This is a genomic window from Loktanella sp. F6476L (assembly GCF_023015725.1).
GTDB lineage: Bacteria > Pseudomonadota > Alphaproteobacteria > Rhodobacterales > Rhodobacteraceae > Yoonia.
Genome location: NZ_JALKAR010000008.1, coordinates 49,975 through 65,893, shown reverse-complemented (window position 1 = coordinate 65,893; position 15,919 = coordinate 49,975). Strand labels below are relative to the sequence as shown.

Sequence of the window (15,919 nt, the reverse complement as noted above, 5' to 3'; positions counted from 1 at the left end):
GCATGACCAAGTATAACAAGGGCGACAAGGTTGAATGGAACTGGGGCAACGGGACCGGCACTGGTCAGGTTGAAAAATCCTACACCGAAAAGGTGACGCGCAAAATCAGCGGCACCGAAGTCACCCGCGATGCGGATAGCGATAATCCCGCTTACTACATCAAACAGGACGACGGTGACGCCGTCCTGAAATCTGAATCAGAGCTGTCGAAGGCGTCTTAGGCCAACAGCGCCCGTGCCTCATCCGGTGACAGTGCTGCGGGGCGTTCGCATGTCGTGGATAGCGTGATGAACCGGCGTTCTTCGCCGGACTTCAGGATGCTTGTCATGACGTCCGTCGCATGCACCGCGACATCGACATTACAGCGGTGGTCACGCCCTTCAGCGATGGCCGCGGCCATATCCGCTAGACCCGCGCAGCGATAGTTGGCTTTGCTGTTGTCCTCGAAGTTGTTCACACCAAATGGGTGATCCCATGCATCAAGCACCTTGATGTCACGGTCCTGCCCGCCGATTTCGACGTCACCGCCAAAGAAGTTCGGATCAGGCACAAAGATTGATGCATCTTCGCCGTAAAGCTCCATATTCGTGTGCTTATTTGTCCAAACATCCCAGCTGGCCCCCATCGTCACGGCTGCCCCGTTTTCGAATTCCAGCAGCGCGTGGATGTTTGTTGCGACGTCCACCGGAATGACTTCGCCATCGCGCGGGCCATTGCCGATTGTGCGTGTTGGGAAGGTTTTGTTCGCCAAAGCAGCCACCGATTTCACGGGCCCAATCAGTTGGATCAGGTTGGTGACATAATACGGCCCCATGTCGAGCACCGGACCACCGCCGGGTTTGAAAAAGAAGTCAGGGTTTGGATGCCATGCCTCCATCCCGTGGCCCATGACGTGACATGTGCCGCCGATGATTTTGCCGGTTTGGCCACCATCAATCGCTGCGCGGGCCTGCTGATGCGCCCCTCCAAGGAACGTGTCAGGCGCAGAGCCGACCCGCAGGTTTTTCGACGCAGCCAGATCGCGCAGGATTTGACCTTCTTCCAAGGTCAGGACCAATGGCTTTTCGGAATAGGCGTGCTTGCCTGCTTCCAAGATGGATTTGGTCACGGCGAAGTGCGCATCGGGGATCGTCAGGTTTACGATCACATCGACGTCGGATGCTTTCAGAATGTCGTCTACCGTGTCCGCCCGCACGTCAAATTCAGCCGCACGCGCGTTTGCATTGTCCATGTTGAGGTCCGCAACCGCGACCAGTTTCAGCGATTTGAAGATCGGCGCAAGTGTCAAATACGCTTTCGAGATATTCCCGCATCCGATGATGCCAACACCAAGTTGTGTCATATTATCAATTCCTTAGAAGTTGGACGCACTGGCAAGGCTGCGTGTCGCCATGCGCTGGTGGTCAGACGGATTGTCGTGTTCAACGACGTAGTGATCAACGCCCGCAGCTTGCAAAGCCGCGTGGATCGCCGCCCAATCCATGGTGCCATGGCCAACGTCAGCCCAGCCGTCTTCATCTGTGTTTTCACCCGCAGGCGCGACGTCTTTGATGTGGGCCGCTGCGATCCGGCCTGCGTATTTGTTGATCCATGCGACAGGGTCTTCGCCCGCGCGCGTCACCCAACCAAGGTCGAGTTCCAGCATCATGTCAGGTGCCGCCGCCATCATCAGATCGAGCGGCATTTCACCTGTTTCTGTCGCAACCAATTCAAAGTCGTGGTTGTGCCAACCGAACTTGATCCCAGCTGCCACAAAGGGTTCGCTGATCTTGGCAAGCCGTTCGCCGAAGGCAGTCCAGCCAGCCGCATCTGTCGGCCGTTCGTCTTCTTGCAGATACGGTACAAACGCCGCCCGCATTCCGAAATCGCGAATGATTTCAATCGCTTTGGCAGGATCGCCTTCCATCAGATCAAGGCCGATGTGGCTGCTTGTCATCTTCAGGTCTGTGTCTTCGAAGGCCGCTTTCACCGCGTCCACATCGTCGAAAAGCGCGCCGTACCCTTCGACCTCTTTGAAGCCTGCTGCAGACAGCATTTTCAACGTTTCAGACAGCGGCGGGGAGTTCCGCGAACAATAAAGCTGGTAAGAAATATGAGTCATTCGATGTCCTCTAGGCAGTCGTGGCACTGTGCAAATCGCGCAGTGTAAAGGTTGGTGTTTGAGACGCGTCGCTTGGCGTGAATGTGATGGTCCGACTTTCGCCGGGCAGCATGTCAAACGCGTTGTCAGAGAAACGTCCCTGTGTGTCTGCCTCGAGCGAGGTGAACAAAGACAGGCCCTGTGCAGTCAATGTGATCGTGTTCCCCGTGATGTCCATGGCGACGTTCGCAGGGAGCAGATCGAAGGTTTTGTACGGCTTCGGCGTATAGATTTCGCGCCCCTCGCCCTGATCGCTTTTCCACGATACGACCAGCATTTCGCCGTCGTTCAAATCGGTTACTGGCATGCTGAGCATATCAATGGATGTATCCCCGATCGTAGAAGTTGCTTTCGCCAACGGGCGCAGATTACCAGCCATATCAACAGCTTGTGCCGTCACCGCAACATCGACTGACACATGTGCGTCGTTGGTTCCGCGCAGTGTGATCGTGTCGCCCGTGGGCACGGCAGTGACCATGACGTCGGCGTAGAACGCTTGCGCCATGTGGTGCATCAGTTTCCAGTCCCCGCCGTAATCCAGCGACGCCCATGAACAGACGGGCCACGTATCGTTCAGCTGCCAGATGATCGTGCCCATGCAGCGCGGCTTTTGCGTGCGCCAATGCGTGACGGCTGTTTTGATCGCAACGCCCTGTTGGATTTGGCTGAGGTAGACGAAATCTTCGAACTTCTCAGGCCAGCGGAAATAGCGGAACATCGTTTCCGCGATCCGCGCGTTCCCGCCTTCGTTCTTCTGGTGGCTTTCCAGAACGGGTGCCGCGATGTTGCGGTCCGCTTCGCCGGTAAAGTCACGCACGGCGTTCATGCCAGGATAGGACTGGAATCCGAATTCCGAACAAAAACGAGGACTTACATCGCGGTAGTGGTCAAAATCGCGGCCTTCGTGCCAAACCGACCAGAAGTGCATGTCGCCTGACCCATCATCGTGCCACGCGTCGCCAAAATTCAGCGGACCGGGTGATGGTGATGACGGCCACCAGATCGCGTGCGGGTCGGTTTCAAGTAGCGTATCTTCGATGGCGCGGTTCAGACGGTCGTAGTTGACCAAGTACCGATCGCGGTCGTTGATGGAACAATCGTACCAGCCCAATGCCCCGATGAGTTCGTTGTCGCCACACCAAACTGCAAGGCAGGCGTGATGGTGCATCCGTGCGACGTTATCGCGAATTTCTGCTTTAACTTCAGAGATATAAGCGCGATCAGACGGGTAGAGGTTGCAGGCGAACATGAAGTCTTGCCAGACCAACAGCCCGAGTTCATCGCAGCTGTCGTAGAAGGATGTTGGTTCGTACCGGCCACCGCCCCAAACGCGGATCATGTTCATGTTGGCCTCTTTCGCAGAGACCAGAAGCGCGTGAGTTTTGTCGTCCGTGATGCGACCCGCCAGCGCGTCTGCGGGAATCCAGTTGGCCCCTTTGCAGAACACATCGCGCCCGTTCACGCGGAACTTGAATCCAAGCCCTACGTCGTCTTTTTCCGTGACCAATTCCATCTGGCGCAGGCCAAGACGGCGGGTCGCTGTCGCGTCACCAGCGGTGATTTTCAGGTCGTAGAGCGGCTGATCGCCCTGCCCTGCTGGCCACCACAATTTCGGTTGTGATACGCGTGCACTAAGCGTGCACAACCCGTGCACCGCCGCGCCCGTGATGGTCTGGCCGTCAAAGTCGAGCGTCACCCCGCCATCGTGGTTTGTTGTCGCCACCTGAACTGTCACAAGCACGCCGTCGCCGCTGTGATCCTGATGGATATTCAACGTGTCGATGCGGGCGGCTTTGGATGGTTCCAGCGCGATGTCGCCGTAGATGCCAAACGGGGCCAGCGCGATGTTCCAATCCCAGCCGAAATCGCAGGCGGGTTTGCGCAGGAAGTTTCCGAACGGGATCGGGCAGTTTTTGGAAATCGGCAGTTCGAAATCATGCGCGTCTTGCAATGCACGGCCCGCGTCCACCGGACTGTGGAACGTGATCGCGATGGTGTTTTCACCAGATTTGGCCACACCGCCAAGTGCAACGCGGTAGTCGCGGAACGCGTTCTGGGCTTCCAACACGACCACATCGTTGACCCGCACGGTCACGACCGTATCCATGCGCGACAAAACCAGATCAACGTCCACGTCGATCAGATCAAACGTCCGCGTCGCAGTCCAATCGCGTTCGCAAATCCACCGCAGATCAAGTTCATTTTTGCCGAAATACGGATCAGGAATCAGTCCAGCGTCGTACAACGCCGAAATGCCATCGTTAGGGAACGTAATTGGACAAGTGTAGGCACTGGACCCGTCCGTAAGGGTCCAGTCAGTATTGAGATGTGTAGCCATATTACAGACGTGCCTCGTCTTTATTGTCGAACAGGGATGCGCGTGACGGATCGATACCGATGCCAAGCGTTTCACCTGATTTGATTACTGCCTGCCCGTCCATCCGGATGCGGAAGGGTTCGCCGTTCATCGTTGCGTAGACCAACGTGTCGGACCCCATGGATTCCACCAGATCGACAGACACGGCCATTTGCACAGGTGCTTTGGCGGCAAGTTCGCCGGTCACGATATGTTCGGGCCGGATACCGATCGTCACTGGACGATCCGTGACTTGTGGGCTTGCAAAGGCGTAACCGGTCATGGGCAGCGTCAATTCACCCTTTTTGAACACGCCGTCTTCAAGGTGCCCTTCGATGAAGTTCATTGACGGTGACCCGATAAAGTCAGCCACATACAGGTTCTTAGGTTGGTTGTAGATTTCGTCGGGTGTGCCAAGCTGCATGATCTTGCCGCCTTTCATGACAGCAATCCGGTCGGCCAATGTCATCGCTTCGACCTGATCGTGCGTCACGTAGATCATCGTGTTCTGCAGCTGGTTGTGCAGGCGTTTCAATTCGACCCGCAGATCAACACGCAATTTCGCGTCGAGGTTGGACAGCGGTTCGTCGAAAAGGAACACATCCACATCACGCACCAACGCACGACCGATGGCGACCCGCTGACGTTGACCGCCTGACAGTGCGCCCGGTTTACGGTCAAGCAACGCCTCGATTTGAAGAATAGACGCGGCACGTGCCACGCGTTCTTCGATCTCGGCTTTCGGCAAGCGCGCGTTTTTCAGACCGAAGGACAAGTTCCCCTTCACGGTCATCTGCGGGTAAAGCGCGTAGGATTGGAACACCATGCCGATGCCGCGTTCAGACGGTTCTGCCCATGTGACGTTCTGACCTTTGATGAAGATCTGGCCGTCGGTGACTTCGAGCAGGCCCGCGATGCAGTTCAACAGCGTTGACTTGCCGCAGCCGGATGACCCGAGCAGAACGATGAATTCGCCGTCACGAATATCGAGATTGAGGTTCTTCAAGACTTTCACAGCACCAAAGCTGAGGTCGAGGTTTTTGATTTCTACAGAATTTGTCATGGTTTCAGCCTTTGACTGCGCCGGCGGCAATGCCGCGCACGAAGAGTTTGCCCGAGGCAAAATAGATGATGAGAGGAACCATACCGGTGAGCAATGTCGCCGCCATGTTAACGTTGTATTCCTTGATGCCCTGCACCGAGTTCACGATGTTATTGAGCTGGACCGTCATCGGATACGTCGCGGGTTTGGTGTAGATGACCCCAAAGAGAAAGTCGTTCCAGATACCAGTCACCTGCAGAATGATCGCAACCACGAAGATCGGCAGCGCCATCGGCAACATGATCTGGAAGTAAATCCGCCAGAACCCAGCACCGTCGACGCGGGCCGCTTTGAACAATTCCTCGGGGATCGAGGCAAAGTAGTTCCGGAACAGCAGCGTCAGAATGGGCATACCGAAAATGGTGTGCACAAGGACAAGCCCGCCGATGGACCCCATCAGCCCGATTTCACGCAGCAGGATCACGATCGGATACAGCATTGTTTGGTATGGGATGAAGGCCCCGATGATCAGGATGGTAAAGAACGCCTCTGACCCTTTGAATTTCCAGTTCGACAGCGCGTAGCCGTTGATGGACGCAATCGTGATGGACAGCAGAACGGACGGGATCAGAATACGGACCGAATTGCCAAATCCGCGCGATAAACCGTCGCAGTTGATGCCTGTGCAGGCTTCGGCCCATGCTTTGACCCACGGTTGGAATGTGACTTCCATTGGTGGCCCGAACACGTTGCCAAGGCGGATTTCCGGCATGCCTTTCAACGATGTCACGATCATCACGTAGAGCGGCAACAGGTAATACATGGAGACCATGATCAACGTGCCATAGAGGAAGATATTGCCCCGGCTGAACGCTTTTTTCGGTTTTGGTCCGCGTGGACCGGTCATTGTGTTGGTTGTCATATCAGCCACGTTTCTTCCCTCCGAATTCGAGGTATGCCCAAGGGATAAGAATGATGATCACGGAACACAGCATCATGGTTGAGGCTGCAAACCCCTGTCCAAGGTTCTGTGCGCGGAACATATATTCGATCACGTATTTTGCGGGGACTTCGGAACTAAGGCCCGGTCCACCGCCCGTTTGGGCGACCACAAGATCGTAAAGTTTGATGATACCTGATGCGATCAACACCAAGGATGTGATAAACACAGGACGCATCATCGGGATGATGACCTTGATGTAGGTTTTCACAGTGCCGATGCCGTCAACGCGGCAGGCTTTCCAGATATCTTCATCAATACCGCGCAAACCAGCGAGCATGATGCACATGATAAGACCCGTGCCCTGCCACAAACCGGCGATCAGCAGACCGAACATCACAGTGTTGGGGTCATTGAGCGGGTTGAAGGTGAATGTTTCCCAGCCCCAGCCGCGCACAACAGATTGGATGCCGAATTCGGGGTTCAAAATCCACTGCCAAGCAAGACCTGTCACAACGAATGACAGCGCGAAAGGGTATAGGAAAATGGACCGAAACACATTTTCGAACCGGATTTTGCGGTCCAGCAATGCCGCCAGCGTAAAGCCCACGACCAACGTAAAGATCATCGAACAGATGCCGTAAATCCCGAGGTTGGTGATCGAAATCCACCACCGATCTGTGTCCCACAGCCGTTCATACTGGTCAAAGCCAACCCATTTGGTTTTGGGCAACATGCGCGAGCCGGTGAAAGAATAAACGACTGTCCACGTCGTCGCCCCGACAAATACCACAAGGGCGGTCAGGATCATTGGGATGGACGCGATCTTGGCCATCGGGTTGCGGAATAAGCGACTTGGTCGCTTTGCTGGACGTGCAGGGGGGTCCGAGGCCACGGTCATCGTGTCGGCTCCATCTAGGAAAGGTTGTCGGGTGGGGTCTTCGGGTCGGCCCGGCGCGTCAGACGCGCCGAACCGGGGAGGTTGATCGAAAGATTTAGTCAGCGTCTGCGATGATGTCGGCGTATTTCGCCTGCGCATCGGCTGCGGACATGTCAGAAGACCAGAACTGAGCCATCAGATCTTCGATCTGTGTTGATGTATCAGCAGAGTTGTTCATGTCACCGGATGGCAAGATGCCGCCAGATGCCAAGATTTCCAGACCCTTCTGCATGCAGTCGTTGGCTGCAGACAGATCGATGTCACCGCGCACTGGCAAAGAGCCTTTGGCGAGGTTGAAAGACACCTGAACTTCAGGAGAGATCAACAATGCAGCCAGTTCTTTCTGGGCCGCTGTGATTTCAGGATCGTCGTTCACTGGGAAGTAGAATGCGTCGCCGCCTGTATCCAGAACTTCGTTCAGACCCAGACCTGGCAAGCAGGAGTAGTCTTCGCCAGCAACAGCTTCAGCTACAGAGAATTCACCCTGCGCCCAGTCGCCCATGATCTGTGCGCCAGCTTGGCCAGTGATCACGAGGTTTGTCGCTTGGTTCCAGTCTTGAACGTTGCTGTCAGCAGCCAGCTCACGTGCAGCAGCAGCCGCTTCGAATACTTTTGCGTACTCAGGACCAGCCGCAACGCTTTCGTCGTGGTCACGGTTCACAGCAAGCCATGCGTCCTGACCAGCGATACCAACGGCCATAACGCCGAATGCACCGGATTGCTGCCAACCCTGCTTACCCATCGCCAGTGGGATCACGTCAGCAGCTTTCAGTGCGTCAGCAGCTGCGATGTATTCGTTCCAGTCGGTTGGGACGTCTACGCCAGCTTTTTCAAACGCAGCGTGGGACAACCACAGCCACTGCCAAGAGTGGATGTTTACAGGCACACAGTAGATTTTACCGTCCAGTGTGCAGGAATCGAGAAGCGATGTTGGGTTAACAATGTCAGTCCAACCGCCAGCTTCGGCAACGTCTGTCAGGTCAAGCAGCAAACCAGCTTCGATCAGTTCTTCCGCCTGACGACCGTGGTTCAGCTGTGTCGCACCCATTGGGTCGCCGCCGAGGATACGGGAAATAATGATTGGACGTGCAGTACCGCCGGATCCGGCGATCGCGCCGTCGACCCATGTGTGCTCTGTTTCGTTGAACGCTTTCGCAAACTCGGACACAGCGGCAGCTTCGCCACCAGATGTCCACCAATGCGTCACTTCAAGTTCTACCGCAGATGCTGCGGATGCGCTGACCATTGCAGTCGCCGCCAAGAGTTTAGTTGTTAGCTTCACGATTCTCTCCTCCCTGGTTCTAAATCGTTGTAGAAAATTCTATATCGATTTAGATAGTTCTAGCAAGACATAAAAAATCATTGTAGGTACGTTCAACGCAATTATTCACCAAGACCTTAGAATTGCACAAAAAAGCGGATAGTAGGGTCGCGGAAAATAAAACAGAATCACCGGATTCTGTCGCGATACGGGGAGGAAACACGATGGCACGCACCAAATCGCCAATGACACTTGAGGCCGCATTACCAGCAGGCGGCAAGCCGACGTTGAAGACCATTGCACAGATGAGCGGTCTCGCCGTCCCAACTGTGTCGCGTGCGCTGAACGACGCCCCCGATATTGGTAGCGATACGAAGGTGTTAGTCCGTAAAATTGCAGCCGAAATTGGGTATGTCCCGAACCGTGCCGGCGTGCGCCTGCGGACGGGCCGCACAAACGTGATCAGCCTTGTTATGTCGACTGAACATGACAATCACACGGCGCGTTTGATTTCGTCTGTGGCCGGTGGATTGCAGGGCACGCGGTATCATTTGAACGTGATGCCGTACTTTCCCCAAGACGATTTTATGAAGCCTGTGCGCTATATCGTTGAAACCGCTTCCGCCGACGCGGTGATTCTGAACCAGATCGAACCAAACGACCCGCGTGTGGCCTATTTGATGGAAAAACGGTTCCCGTTTGCCACGCATGGACGCAGTAAATGGGCCGATAAACACGCGTATTACGACTTTGATAACCACGCATTCGGGTATCAGGCGATGGAAGCGCTGCATGCCCGTGGGCGCCGGAACGTGATCGTTGTCGCACCGCCGTTGGCCCAAAGCTACGCCCAGCATCTGGTGACAGGTTTGCGATCCTGCGCTGAAAGATTCGACATCAAGCTGACGGTTGTGGAAGGCGCGACGAGCGATAACGACATTCCCAAGATCGTTGCGGCCGTTCACGCAGCCCTTGTCGGCGACCCGACGATCGACGCCATTGCAACCGCGTCTACGACGGCGGCGATGGCAGCAGTATCGGGTTTGGAACAGAACCAGCGGGTGCTGGGCACCGACATTGATGTCATCGCAAAAGAGGCGATTCCATTCCTGAAATTGTTCCGTTCGGAGATCATAACGTTGTCAGAAGCTGTTGGTACGGCGGGCGAATTTCTTGCGAGGGCCGCCATCAAGGCAATTCAGGATCCGGCAGCCCCGCCGATGCAATATCTTGAAGTGCCGCAAGGTCGCTAACTTTGTGATTTGAAGCGCGCCATTCTCTGTGATCTATCCTGCCGAATTCGCTTCTGAGGCAAGGCACGATTTATGAAACTTATTATTGATACAGATCCCGGCGTTGATGACACACTCGCGATTGCACTGGCCGTTGCGATCCCCGAGGTCGAGCTGCTGGGTCTGACTGCCATTTTCGGCAATACGTTTGTGAAACAATCCAGCCGCAACGCGCGGTATTTGTTGGATTTTCTGGGCTACGACTGCCCCGTGGCCGAAGGGGCCGCATTGCCATATGGCGCGTCGGACTACACCCCGTCAGCGAATGTGCATGGTGACGAAGGGCTGGGCGCGCTGACAACTGTGCCGGAAATCGGCAAGAATATCGACGAAACTGCTGCCGCATTTTTGGTGCGCATGGCTGCCGAAAACGCGGGCGAATTGGTTGTTTGTGCCATCGGGCCGCTGACCAATATCGCGGATGCATTGGCGCTTGATCCGGCGTTTGCCACCAATATCAAAAGCCTCGTGATTATGGGCGGCGCGTATGCCGTCCCCGGAAACATCACACCACACGCAGAGGCCAATATTTACCACGACGCCGCTGCCGCCGACGTTGTCTTCGCGACCGAGATACCAATTGTCATGGTCGGCCTTGATGCGACGATGCAAACGTTGCTGACACCTGAAGATTTTGACGCGATGGCTGTGACGTCGCCGAAAGTTGGTGGGTTTGTCCGCGATATTTCGAACTTTTATCTGGGTTTCTACCGGTCAGTCGGTGTGTTTGACGGCTGTCCTATGCACGATTCGACCGCCCTGCTGGCCTGTCTGTTTCCGGAAAAGTTCACGTTTGAGAAATCCGGCATAAAGGTCGCGCTGTCCGGTGATGACATCGGCGATACGGTCGCAGATGCAAGCCGCCCGCAGGTGGATGTCGCTGTCGGCATCGATGCGAAATGGGCCGTCGACTACGCAATGGCGCTGGTCGCGACACTGGATTAACCGGGATAAATCCGCGTCATTTCAGCGTCATAGCGTGCCCATGTCATGGTCGCGCTATTGCCTGCGTAGCCATGATAATATGACCGCCCCGACGATGTTGGCAGCCCTGCCCATATTTTGGCGAGGTTGTTCATGAACGCGTGGCGGCTGATTCCGCCTGCTTGGAATTGCGCAAGACCTGCGTCCTGCAACAGGATTCCGGCCAGTTCGTCCTGCACGGCAGGTGTGAACGGTGTTTGACGGTTGAAACCGGCCTGCCGCGTGAGTGTTCGCAATGTGGGTGGGATGAACTGATACCGTCCAATCGCATGAGGTTGGCCCGGCGTTGCCGTGATCCAGTCGTAGATTTCACCTATCGTCATGTCTGTCGGGCGTTTTGACGGGCGGCGGGATGCGCCATGCTGCACCGCATCGTAGCCATCCGGTCCCGCCTCTGCAGACGCGATGAGTGTCAACAACCGCGCTTCTGGCGGTGCTTGTGACGTCAGTATCCCTCTGATCGGCGCTTTTTGACGTCGTGGGTATGGCGCGAAAAGACTGCTACCGCTTTGTCCGATGAATAGACTAGACCCACCCGACGACGGAGCTGATGCGCGATTCACTTGCACAAGCGGCCCTGTGTTAAGTCCGCCAATCAGCGGCGTCACCTCTGCCCGCGCGTTCACCGCCATCACGAGCAACACAATCAACGTCACGACACAGCGTCTAATGTTCATACAAAAAGGGCCCCAAGTTCATGAGGCCCTTTTGACGGTGATTTATTGAAAATTCGTTTCAGTTCACGAAGAAATCTGTGAACAGGCCTTAGCGCCCCGGAATTTCGCCGCGCTTTTCGCCTTTGCCTTCCCAGTTCTCCAGCGCTTCGACTGCTTCTTCTGCGGTCTCTACAAAGCGGAAAAGTTCAAGATCATCTGCGGAAATCGTTCCGGCATCGGCCAGTGCGTCCCAATTGATGATGCTTTCCCAGAAGTCTTTGCCAAACAACAGGAATGGAACCCGTGCCATGCGGCCGGTTTGGATCAGCGTCAATGCCTCGAACGTCTCATCCAGCGTTCCGAACCCGCCCGGGAAAACGGTGATCGCGGCGGCGCGCATCAAGAAGTGCATCTTGCGGATCGCGAAGTAGTGGAAGTTAAAGCACAATTCAGGCGTCACGTATTCGTTTGGCGCCTGTTCGAACGGCAGCACGATGTTCAGGCCGATTGATTTACCGCCCGCATCGAGCGCACCGCGGTTGCCTGCTTCCATCACGCCCGGTCCGCCACCTGTGACGACGACATTCTCATGACCGCCTGTTTCCAAGGACTTACGTGTCATCAGTTCGGAAAAACGGCGCGCTTCTTCGTAGTATTTCGACAATTCAGCCAGCGTTTTGGTCCGCGCTGTGTCCTTTTTTGATGGCTCTGGAATACGCGCCCCACCGAACAGAACGATTGTGGATTCGATGCCTGCTTCGTCCATCAGCAATTCAGGTTTCAGCAGTTCCAACTGCAACCGCACGGGCCGCAAATCTTCGCGGCACAGAAAGTCGTCGTCTGCGAAGGCCAATTTGTAGGACGGTGCCTGCGTTTGCGGCGTCACTGGCGTGTGCGATACGGCTTCACGGTCTTGGCCGCTGTCGCGGAATGTGTGTTTGCGGTGGTCCATTGGTCGTCTCTTTCTTTTGTTTGCGCCAGAGTTGCTGGAAGTGCCCGCGGATGCAATCGCTGACCCCTTTGTTTTTTCGCACAGTGACTTTAAGTTGATGACGAACAAAGGAAGACCAAGATGTTGTTGAAAACCGCCGTTTGCGAATTTGGGATGCCTGCCCCTGAGTTTACGTTGATGACTCCCGATGGCACCGCCTACAGTCGGGACGATCTGATGGGGAAAAACGGGCTGTTGCTTGCGTTCATTTGCAACCATTGCCCCTATGTTATCGACATGATGCCGCGGTTGGTCGGGGATATGATCGCGCTGCGCGCCGCCGGGATCGGGATCGCCTGTATCATGTCGAATGATTACGACGATTATCCTGCCGATAGTCCTGAACGGATGGTCGAATTCGCCCAAGTTTACGGCCTGACGGCCCCCTATCTGGTGGACGAAGATCAAAGTGTCGCCAAGGCCTATGGTGCCGTCTGCACCCCCGATTTCTTTGGCTACCATCCCGAGAATGGTCTGCAATATCGCGGGCGGCTGGATAACGTCCCGATGCGCGGCGATGCGAAGGGGCGTGTCCCCGAATTGGTCACTGGCATGACACAGATTGCCGAGACCGGTTTTGGGCCAGAAAAGCAGACGCCATCGATGGGTTGTTCAATTAAGTGGTCGTGACACTGCCAAATCAACCCACCGCGTCCAAGCAGATACCCTTTGACACCGCGCTACAAACGTCGGGAAGGATGCGCATCGCATTTGTGTTGTGCATCGTTGTGGCATCCATCGCACCGATGCTTTTCCTCTTTGTTTCGGTGTTTTTGCTTCCTGTCATCGTCAGTTGGGATGCCGCACACCCTGTGGCCCTGTTGGCCGCATATACCTTTTTGCTTGGCCTAACTGTTCTACCGTTCTGGGCTGCGCGGTATTTGAACCGGATCATGCAAAATAAAGCGCCACGATCACCACGGGCGGCCGCGCTGTTCATCCTATCCGGTCTTTTCCTCATTCCCGCGCTTATCCTCATCCCTATGGGTGCTAACGATATTCTCATGGAATCCGGCCAGAGCGCGCGTGTACTTTTTGGTTTGCCCGGCGTCCTGTGTGTCGCCTTATCGATGTTTTTGGCACATCTCGCGATCCAGCAGGTACGCACACAAAAAGCATTGGCAAAGCGACAATCCACTGACCTCGCATAGATTGCACCCAAAGCCCGCCCGCTTTATAGCCGCTGAGACTCTTTTTCAGACCAAAGGACCGGACATATGTCGAACGCTGCCCTTGAGACCGCAATCGAAGCCGCATGGGAGGCCCGTGACACGATCACAGCCGCCACCAAAGGCGAAACACGCGAAGCCATCGAAGATACGATGAACGCTTTGGACAGCGGCAAGTTGCGCGTTGCTGAAAAGCAAGACGACGGCAACTGGTTCGTAAATCAGTGGGCCAAGAAGGCCGTTTTGCTATCATTCCGTCTGAACGACATGGAAGCGATCAACGGCGGCAACGGCGACACAACATGGTGGGACAAGGTTCCGTCCAAGTTCGCAGGTTGGGGTGAAAACCAGTGGAAAGACGCGGGTTTCCGTGCTGTTCCCGGTTCTATTGTCCGTCGTTCCGCCTACATCGCCCCGGGCGTTGTGCTGATGCCATCGTTTGTGAACCTCGGCGCTTATGTTGACGAAGGCACGATGGTTGACGGCTGGGCCACGGTTGGGTCATGCGCCCAAATCGGTAAAAACGTACACCTGTCAGGTGGCGTTGGCATCGGCGGTGTTCTGGAACCAATGCAGGCTGGTCCGACCATCATCGAAGATAACTGCTTTATCGGGGCGCGGTCCGAAGTTGTCGAAGGCTGCATCGTGCGCGAAGGGTCTGTTCTGGGAATGGGCGTCTTTATCGGCCAATCCACAAAGATCGTTGATCGCGAAACCGGTGAAGTCACTTACGGCGAAGTTCCCCCATATTCTGTGGTTGTCGCAGGCACGATGCCATCCAAGAACAACGTCAGCCTGTATTGTGCGGTCATCGTGAAACGCGTCGACGAAAAGACACGGTCCAAGACGGGCATCAACGATCTGCTGCGCGACTAAATCCGCATCTATCGTCACAATACAAAAGGGCCGCATCTGGATCAGATGCGGCCCTTTTTGCTGGTCGGCGGCCGCGTTTAACGGTTGCCGTATCGCGCCCCGAACCATTTGGTCATCAGACTATCGTAAGTCCCGTCTTCACGCAGACGTAGGAATGCCTGATCGACGGCTTCGCGGTAGAGGCTTTCGTTGCTGAAAACCATCCCGTACTTTTCGGACCGGTAAACGCGGTCGAGCAGACGCGCTTCGCCCTGCGCTTGGTTTTCGACGTAATAGGCAAGGATCGGACCATCGAAGACCACAGCTTCGATTTCGTCTGTTTCAAACGCGGTCAGAAGGTCATCAAGCCCTGCAAAGGTCGCATGCGACAAACCGCGGTTATCCAAGAAAGCCGCGGTGGTAGACGCTTCGATTGTGCCTACTTTGCGCCCGTCCAAATCAGCGAGTGAATCAATATTGTCCTGAATCGCGTTCACGGTCAGTGCAGCTGTGATCTGCGCCACGAAGATCGACACAAAGAACAAGCTGCCAATGACCAAGAACACGCCAAACGCCCTACCAAAGCGGGATTGCGGCATCCGTTCTTCGAACCCGCCATTCACAACAAGGTTCAACGCCCACCAAAAGGCTGGAAACACAGCGTCTTTGGGTGCGTGGTCAAAATACGGCTGATGGCGTCGTTCAAAGACGTACATAATCATACCGCCCGCCAGCAATAACAGCACCGCCCCAAGGACCAAGAGACCAACGTCGCGTGTGAAAATGACGGACAGAATGCTTTGCCCTGCGCCGGCTTCGGCCTTGAGCATAACCTGAACGCCGCCGTCAAAAATCGGCTGCGTAAAGTCCATCAGACGTTCGCGTTCGGCGGTGATTGTAATGTTGGCGATTGCAGCGTCTGCTTCACCGTTTTGGACAGCGGCCAACATCCCGCCGAAGCTGTCAAACCTTTGATATTGGATCGGAAGCCCGATTTCTTCGCTTGCCGCATTCAATAGATCAATGCTGAAGCCCGCATGTGCCCCGTCAATTTCAAACGAAAACGGCGCGCGCGTCACCGTGGCGATTGTGATCGCCTGATTTGGCGTTTGCGCAGTGGCCACGCCTGTCAAAAGGGACATCCAAATCCCAGTCAAAAATATTACGATACGCATTCCGCGGCAGTCCCCATGTCCCAAGCATATACCCTTAGCCGCTGGACTGATGATGACAAGCCTCTTGCCCTTCCGGTCAGAGTTTGAGACGTCAGTAACACAAAACCATTGCGCAAAG

16 protein-coding genes are annotated in these 15,919 nt (G+C 55.4%); 6 read left to right on the top strand and 10 right to left on the bottom strand.

The window, feature by feature from the left end:
* Positions 1 to 2 precede the first annotated feature (2 nt).
* Positions 3 to 221: a DUF2945 domain-containing protein gene (locus MWU61_RS15180; protein ID WP_247129246.1), complete on the top strand. Its 219-nt coding sequence runs from the start codon at positions 3 to 5 to the stop codon at positions 219 to 221.
* Here the strand turns inward: MWU61_RS15180 and MWU61_RS15175 are convergent.
* The 7 genes from MWU61_RS15175 to MWU61_RS15145 form a co-directional block, all read right to left on the bottom strand.
* Positions 218 to 1,342, bottom strand: coding sequence for a Gfo/Idh/MocA family oxidoreductase (locus MWU61_RS15175; RefSeq protein WP_247129245.1), 1,125 nt, complete (start codon positions 1,340 to 1,342; stop codon positions 218 to 220). The genes MWU61_RS15180 and MWU61_RS15175 overlap by 4 nt on opposite strands.
* Positions 1,343 to 1,354: 12 nt before the next feature.
* On the bottom strand, positions 1,355 to 2,101 hold the full coding sequence (locus MWU61_RS15170; RefSeq protein ID WP_247129244.1) for a sugar phosphate isomerase/epimerase: 747 nt from the start codon (positions 2,099 to 2,101) through the stop codon (positions 1,355 to 1,357).
* Positions 2,102 to 2,111: 10 nt separating this feature from the next.
* On the bottom strand, positions 2,112 to 4,478 hold the full coding sequence (locus tag MWU61_RS15165) for a glycoside hydrolase family 2 protein (protein ID WP_247129243.1): 2,367 nt from the start codon (positions 4,476 to 4,478) through the stop codon (positions 2,112 to 2,114).
* 1 nt (position 4,479) lies between these two features.
* Positions 4,480 to 5,559, bottom strand: a complete 1,080-nt coding sequence (locus MWU61_RS15160) for an ABC transporter ATP-binding protein (protein ID WP_247129242.1) — start codon at positions 5,557 to 5,559, stop codon at positions 4,480 to 4,482.
* A gap of 4 nt (positions 5,560 to 5,563) precedes the next feature.
* Positions 5,564 to 6,460, bottom strand: a complete 897-nt coding sequence (locus MWU61_RS15155; protein WP_247129352.1) for a carbohydrate ABC transporter permease — start codon at positions 6,458 to 6,460, stop codon at positions 5,564 to 5,566.
* A gap of 1 nt (position 6,461) precedes the next feature.
* Entirely contained in the window at positions 6,462 to 7,379 is a 918-nt protein-coding gene (locus tag MWU61_RS15150) for a sugar ABC transporter permease (RefSeq protein ID WP_247129241.1), read from the bottom strand.
* A 94-nt stretch (positions 7,380 to 7,473) separates the two neighbouring features.
* On the bottom strand, positions 7,474 to 8,700 hold the full coding sequence (locus MWU61_RS15145) for an ABC transporter substrate-binding protein (protein ID WP_247129240.1): 1,227 nt from the start codon (positions 8,698 to 8,700) through the stop codon (positions 7,474 to 7,476).
* Positions 8,701 to 8,903: 203 nt separating this feature from the next.
* On the opposite strand from MWU61_RS15145, the gene MWU61_RS15140 reads away from it, so the two are divergent.
* Both MWU61_RS15140 and MWU61_RS15135 read left to right on the top strand, forming a co-directional pair.
* Complete coding sequence (locus MWU61_RS15140; protein WP_247129239.1) at positions 8,904 to 9,932, top strand: LacI family transcriptional regulator; 1,029 nt, start codon at positions 8,904 to 8,906, stop codon at positions 9,930 to 9,932.
* A 72-nt stretch (positions 9,933 to 10,004) separates the two neighbouring features.
* Positions 10,005 to 10,916 (top strand): nucleoside hydrolase, encoded by a 912-nt coding sequence (locus MWU61_RS15135; protein WP_247129238.1) that lies wholly within the window; start codon positions 10,005 to 10,007, stop codon positions 10,914 to 10,916.
* On the opposite strand, the gene MWU61_RS15130 is transcribed toward MWU61_RS15135, so the two are convergent.
* Both MWU61_RS15130 and MWU61_RS15125 read right to left on the bottom strand, forming a co-directional pair.
* On the bottom strand, positions 10,913 to 11,632 hold the full coding sequence (locus MWU61_RS15130) for a hypothetical protein (RefSeq protein WP_247129237.1): 720 nt from the start codon (positions 11,630 to 11,632) through the stop codon (positions 10,913 to 10,915). The genes MWU61_RS15135 and MWU61_RS15130 overlap by 4 nt on opposite strands.
* 88 nt (positions 11,633 to 11,720) lie before the next feature.
* Positions 11,721 to 12,563, bottom strand: a complete 843-nt coding sequence (locus tag MWU61_RS15125; RefSeq protein ID WP_247129236.1) for an LOG family protein — start codon at positions 12,561 to 12,563, stop codon at positions 11,721 to 11,723.
* 120 nt (positions 12,564 to 12,683) lie between these two features.
* Between MWU61_RS15125 and MWU61_RS15120 the strand changes: the two genes are divergently transcribed.
* The 3 genes from MWU61_RS15120 (at position 12,684) to dapD (ending at position 14,647) form a co-directional block, all read left to right on the top strand.
* A complete protein-coding gene (locus MWU61_RS15120; protein WP_247129235.1) occupies positions 12,684 to 13,232 on the top strand; it encodes a thioredoxin family protein in 549 nt (182 codons plus the stop codon).
* Between the two features lie 68 nt (positions 13,233 to 13,300).
* The gene (locus tag MWU61_RS15115) at positions 13,301 to 13,753 is read left to right on the top strand and encodes a hypothetical protein (RefSeq protein ID WP_247129234.1); all 453 of its coding nucleotides are present in this window, start codon (positions 13,301 to 13,303) and stop codon (positions 13,751 to 13,753) included.
* A 66-nt stretch (positions 13,754 to 13,819) separates the two neighbouring features.
* Entirely contained in the window at positions 13,820 to 14,647 is an 828-nt protein-coding gene (gene dapD, locus MWU61_RS15110) for a 2,3,4,5-tetrahydropyridine-2,6-dicarboxylate N-succinyltransferase (RefSeq protein ID WP_247129233.1), read from the top strand.
* A 77-nt stretch (positions 14,648 to 14,724) separates the two neighbouring features.
* Here dapD and MWU61_RS15105 read toward each other — a convergent pair whose 3' ends face one another.
* Positions 14,725 to 15,768 (bottom strand): transporter substrate-binding domain-containing protein, encoded by a 1,044-nt coding sequence (locus tag MWU61_RS15105; protein WP_247129232.1) that lies wholly within the window; start codon positions 15,766 to 15,768, stop codon positions 14,725 to 14,727.
* Positions 15,769 to 15,919 lie beyond the last annotated feature (151 nt).

Bases quoted from the DNA above. Each gene is read 5' to 3' on its own strand.
- MWU61_RS15180 (WP_247129246.1), top strand. From the start codon at position 3: ATGACCAAGTATAACAAGGGCGACAAGGTTGAATGGAACTGGGGCAAC.
- MWU61_RS15175 (WP_247129245.1), bottom strand. From the start codon at position 1,342: ATGACACAACTTGGTGTTGGCATCATCGGATGCGGGAATATCTCGAAA.
- MWU61_RS15170 (WP_247129244.1), bottom strand. From the start codon at position 2,101: ATGACTCATATTTCTTACCAGCTTTATTGTTCGCGGAACTCCCCGCCG.
- MWU61_RS15165 (WP_247129243.1), bottom strand. From the start codon at position 4,478: ATGGCTACACATCTCAATACTGACTGGACCCTTACGGACGGGTCCAGT.
- MWU61_RS15160 (WP_247129242.1), bottom strand. From the start codon at position 5,559: ATGACAAATTCTGTAGAAATCAAAAACCTCGACCTCAGCTTTGGTGCT.
- MWU61_RS15155 (WP_247129352.1), bottom strand. From the start codon at position 6,460: ATGACAACCAACACAATGACCGGTCCACGCGGACCAAAACCGAAAAAA.
- MWU61_RS15150 (WP_247129241.1), bottom strand. From the start codon at position 7,379: ATGACCGTGGCCTCGGACCCCCCTGCACGTCCAGCAAAGCGACCAAGT.
- MWU61_RS15140 (WP_247129239.1), top strand. From the start codon at position 8,904: ATGGCACGCACCAAATCGCCAATGACACTTGAGGCCGCATTACCAGCA.
- MWU61_RS15135 (WP_247129238.1), top strand. From the start codon at position 10,005: ATGAAACTTATTATTGATACAGATCCCGGCGTTGATGACACACTCGCG.
- MWU61_RS15130 (WP_247129237.1), bottom strand. From the start codon at position 11,632: ATGAACATTAGACGCTGTGTCGTGACGTTGATTGTGTTGCTCGTGATG.
- MWU61_RS15125 (WP_247129236.1), bottom strand. From the start codon at position 12,563: ATGGACCACCGCAAACACACATTCCGCGACAGCGGCCAAGACCGTGAA.
- MWU61_RS15120 (WP_247129235.1), top strand. From the start codon at position 12,684: ATGTTGTTGAAAACCGCCGTTTGCGAATTTGGGATGCCTGCCCCTGAG.
- MWU61_RS15115 (WP_247129234.1), top strand. From the start codon at position 13,301: ATGCGCATCGCATTTGTGTTGTGCATCGTTGTGGCATCCATCGCACCG.
- dapD (WP_247129233.1), top strand. From the start codon at position 13,820: ATGTCGAACGCTGCCCTTGAGACCGCAATCGAAGCCGCATGGGAGGCC.
- MWU61_RS15105 (WP_247129232.1), bottom strand. From the start codon at position 15,768: ATGTCCCTTTTGACAGGCGTGGCCACTGCGCAAACGCCAAATCAGGCG.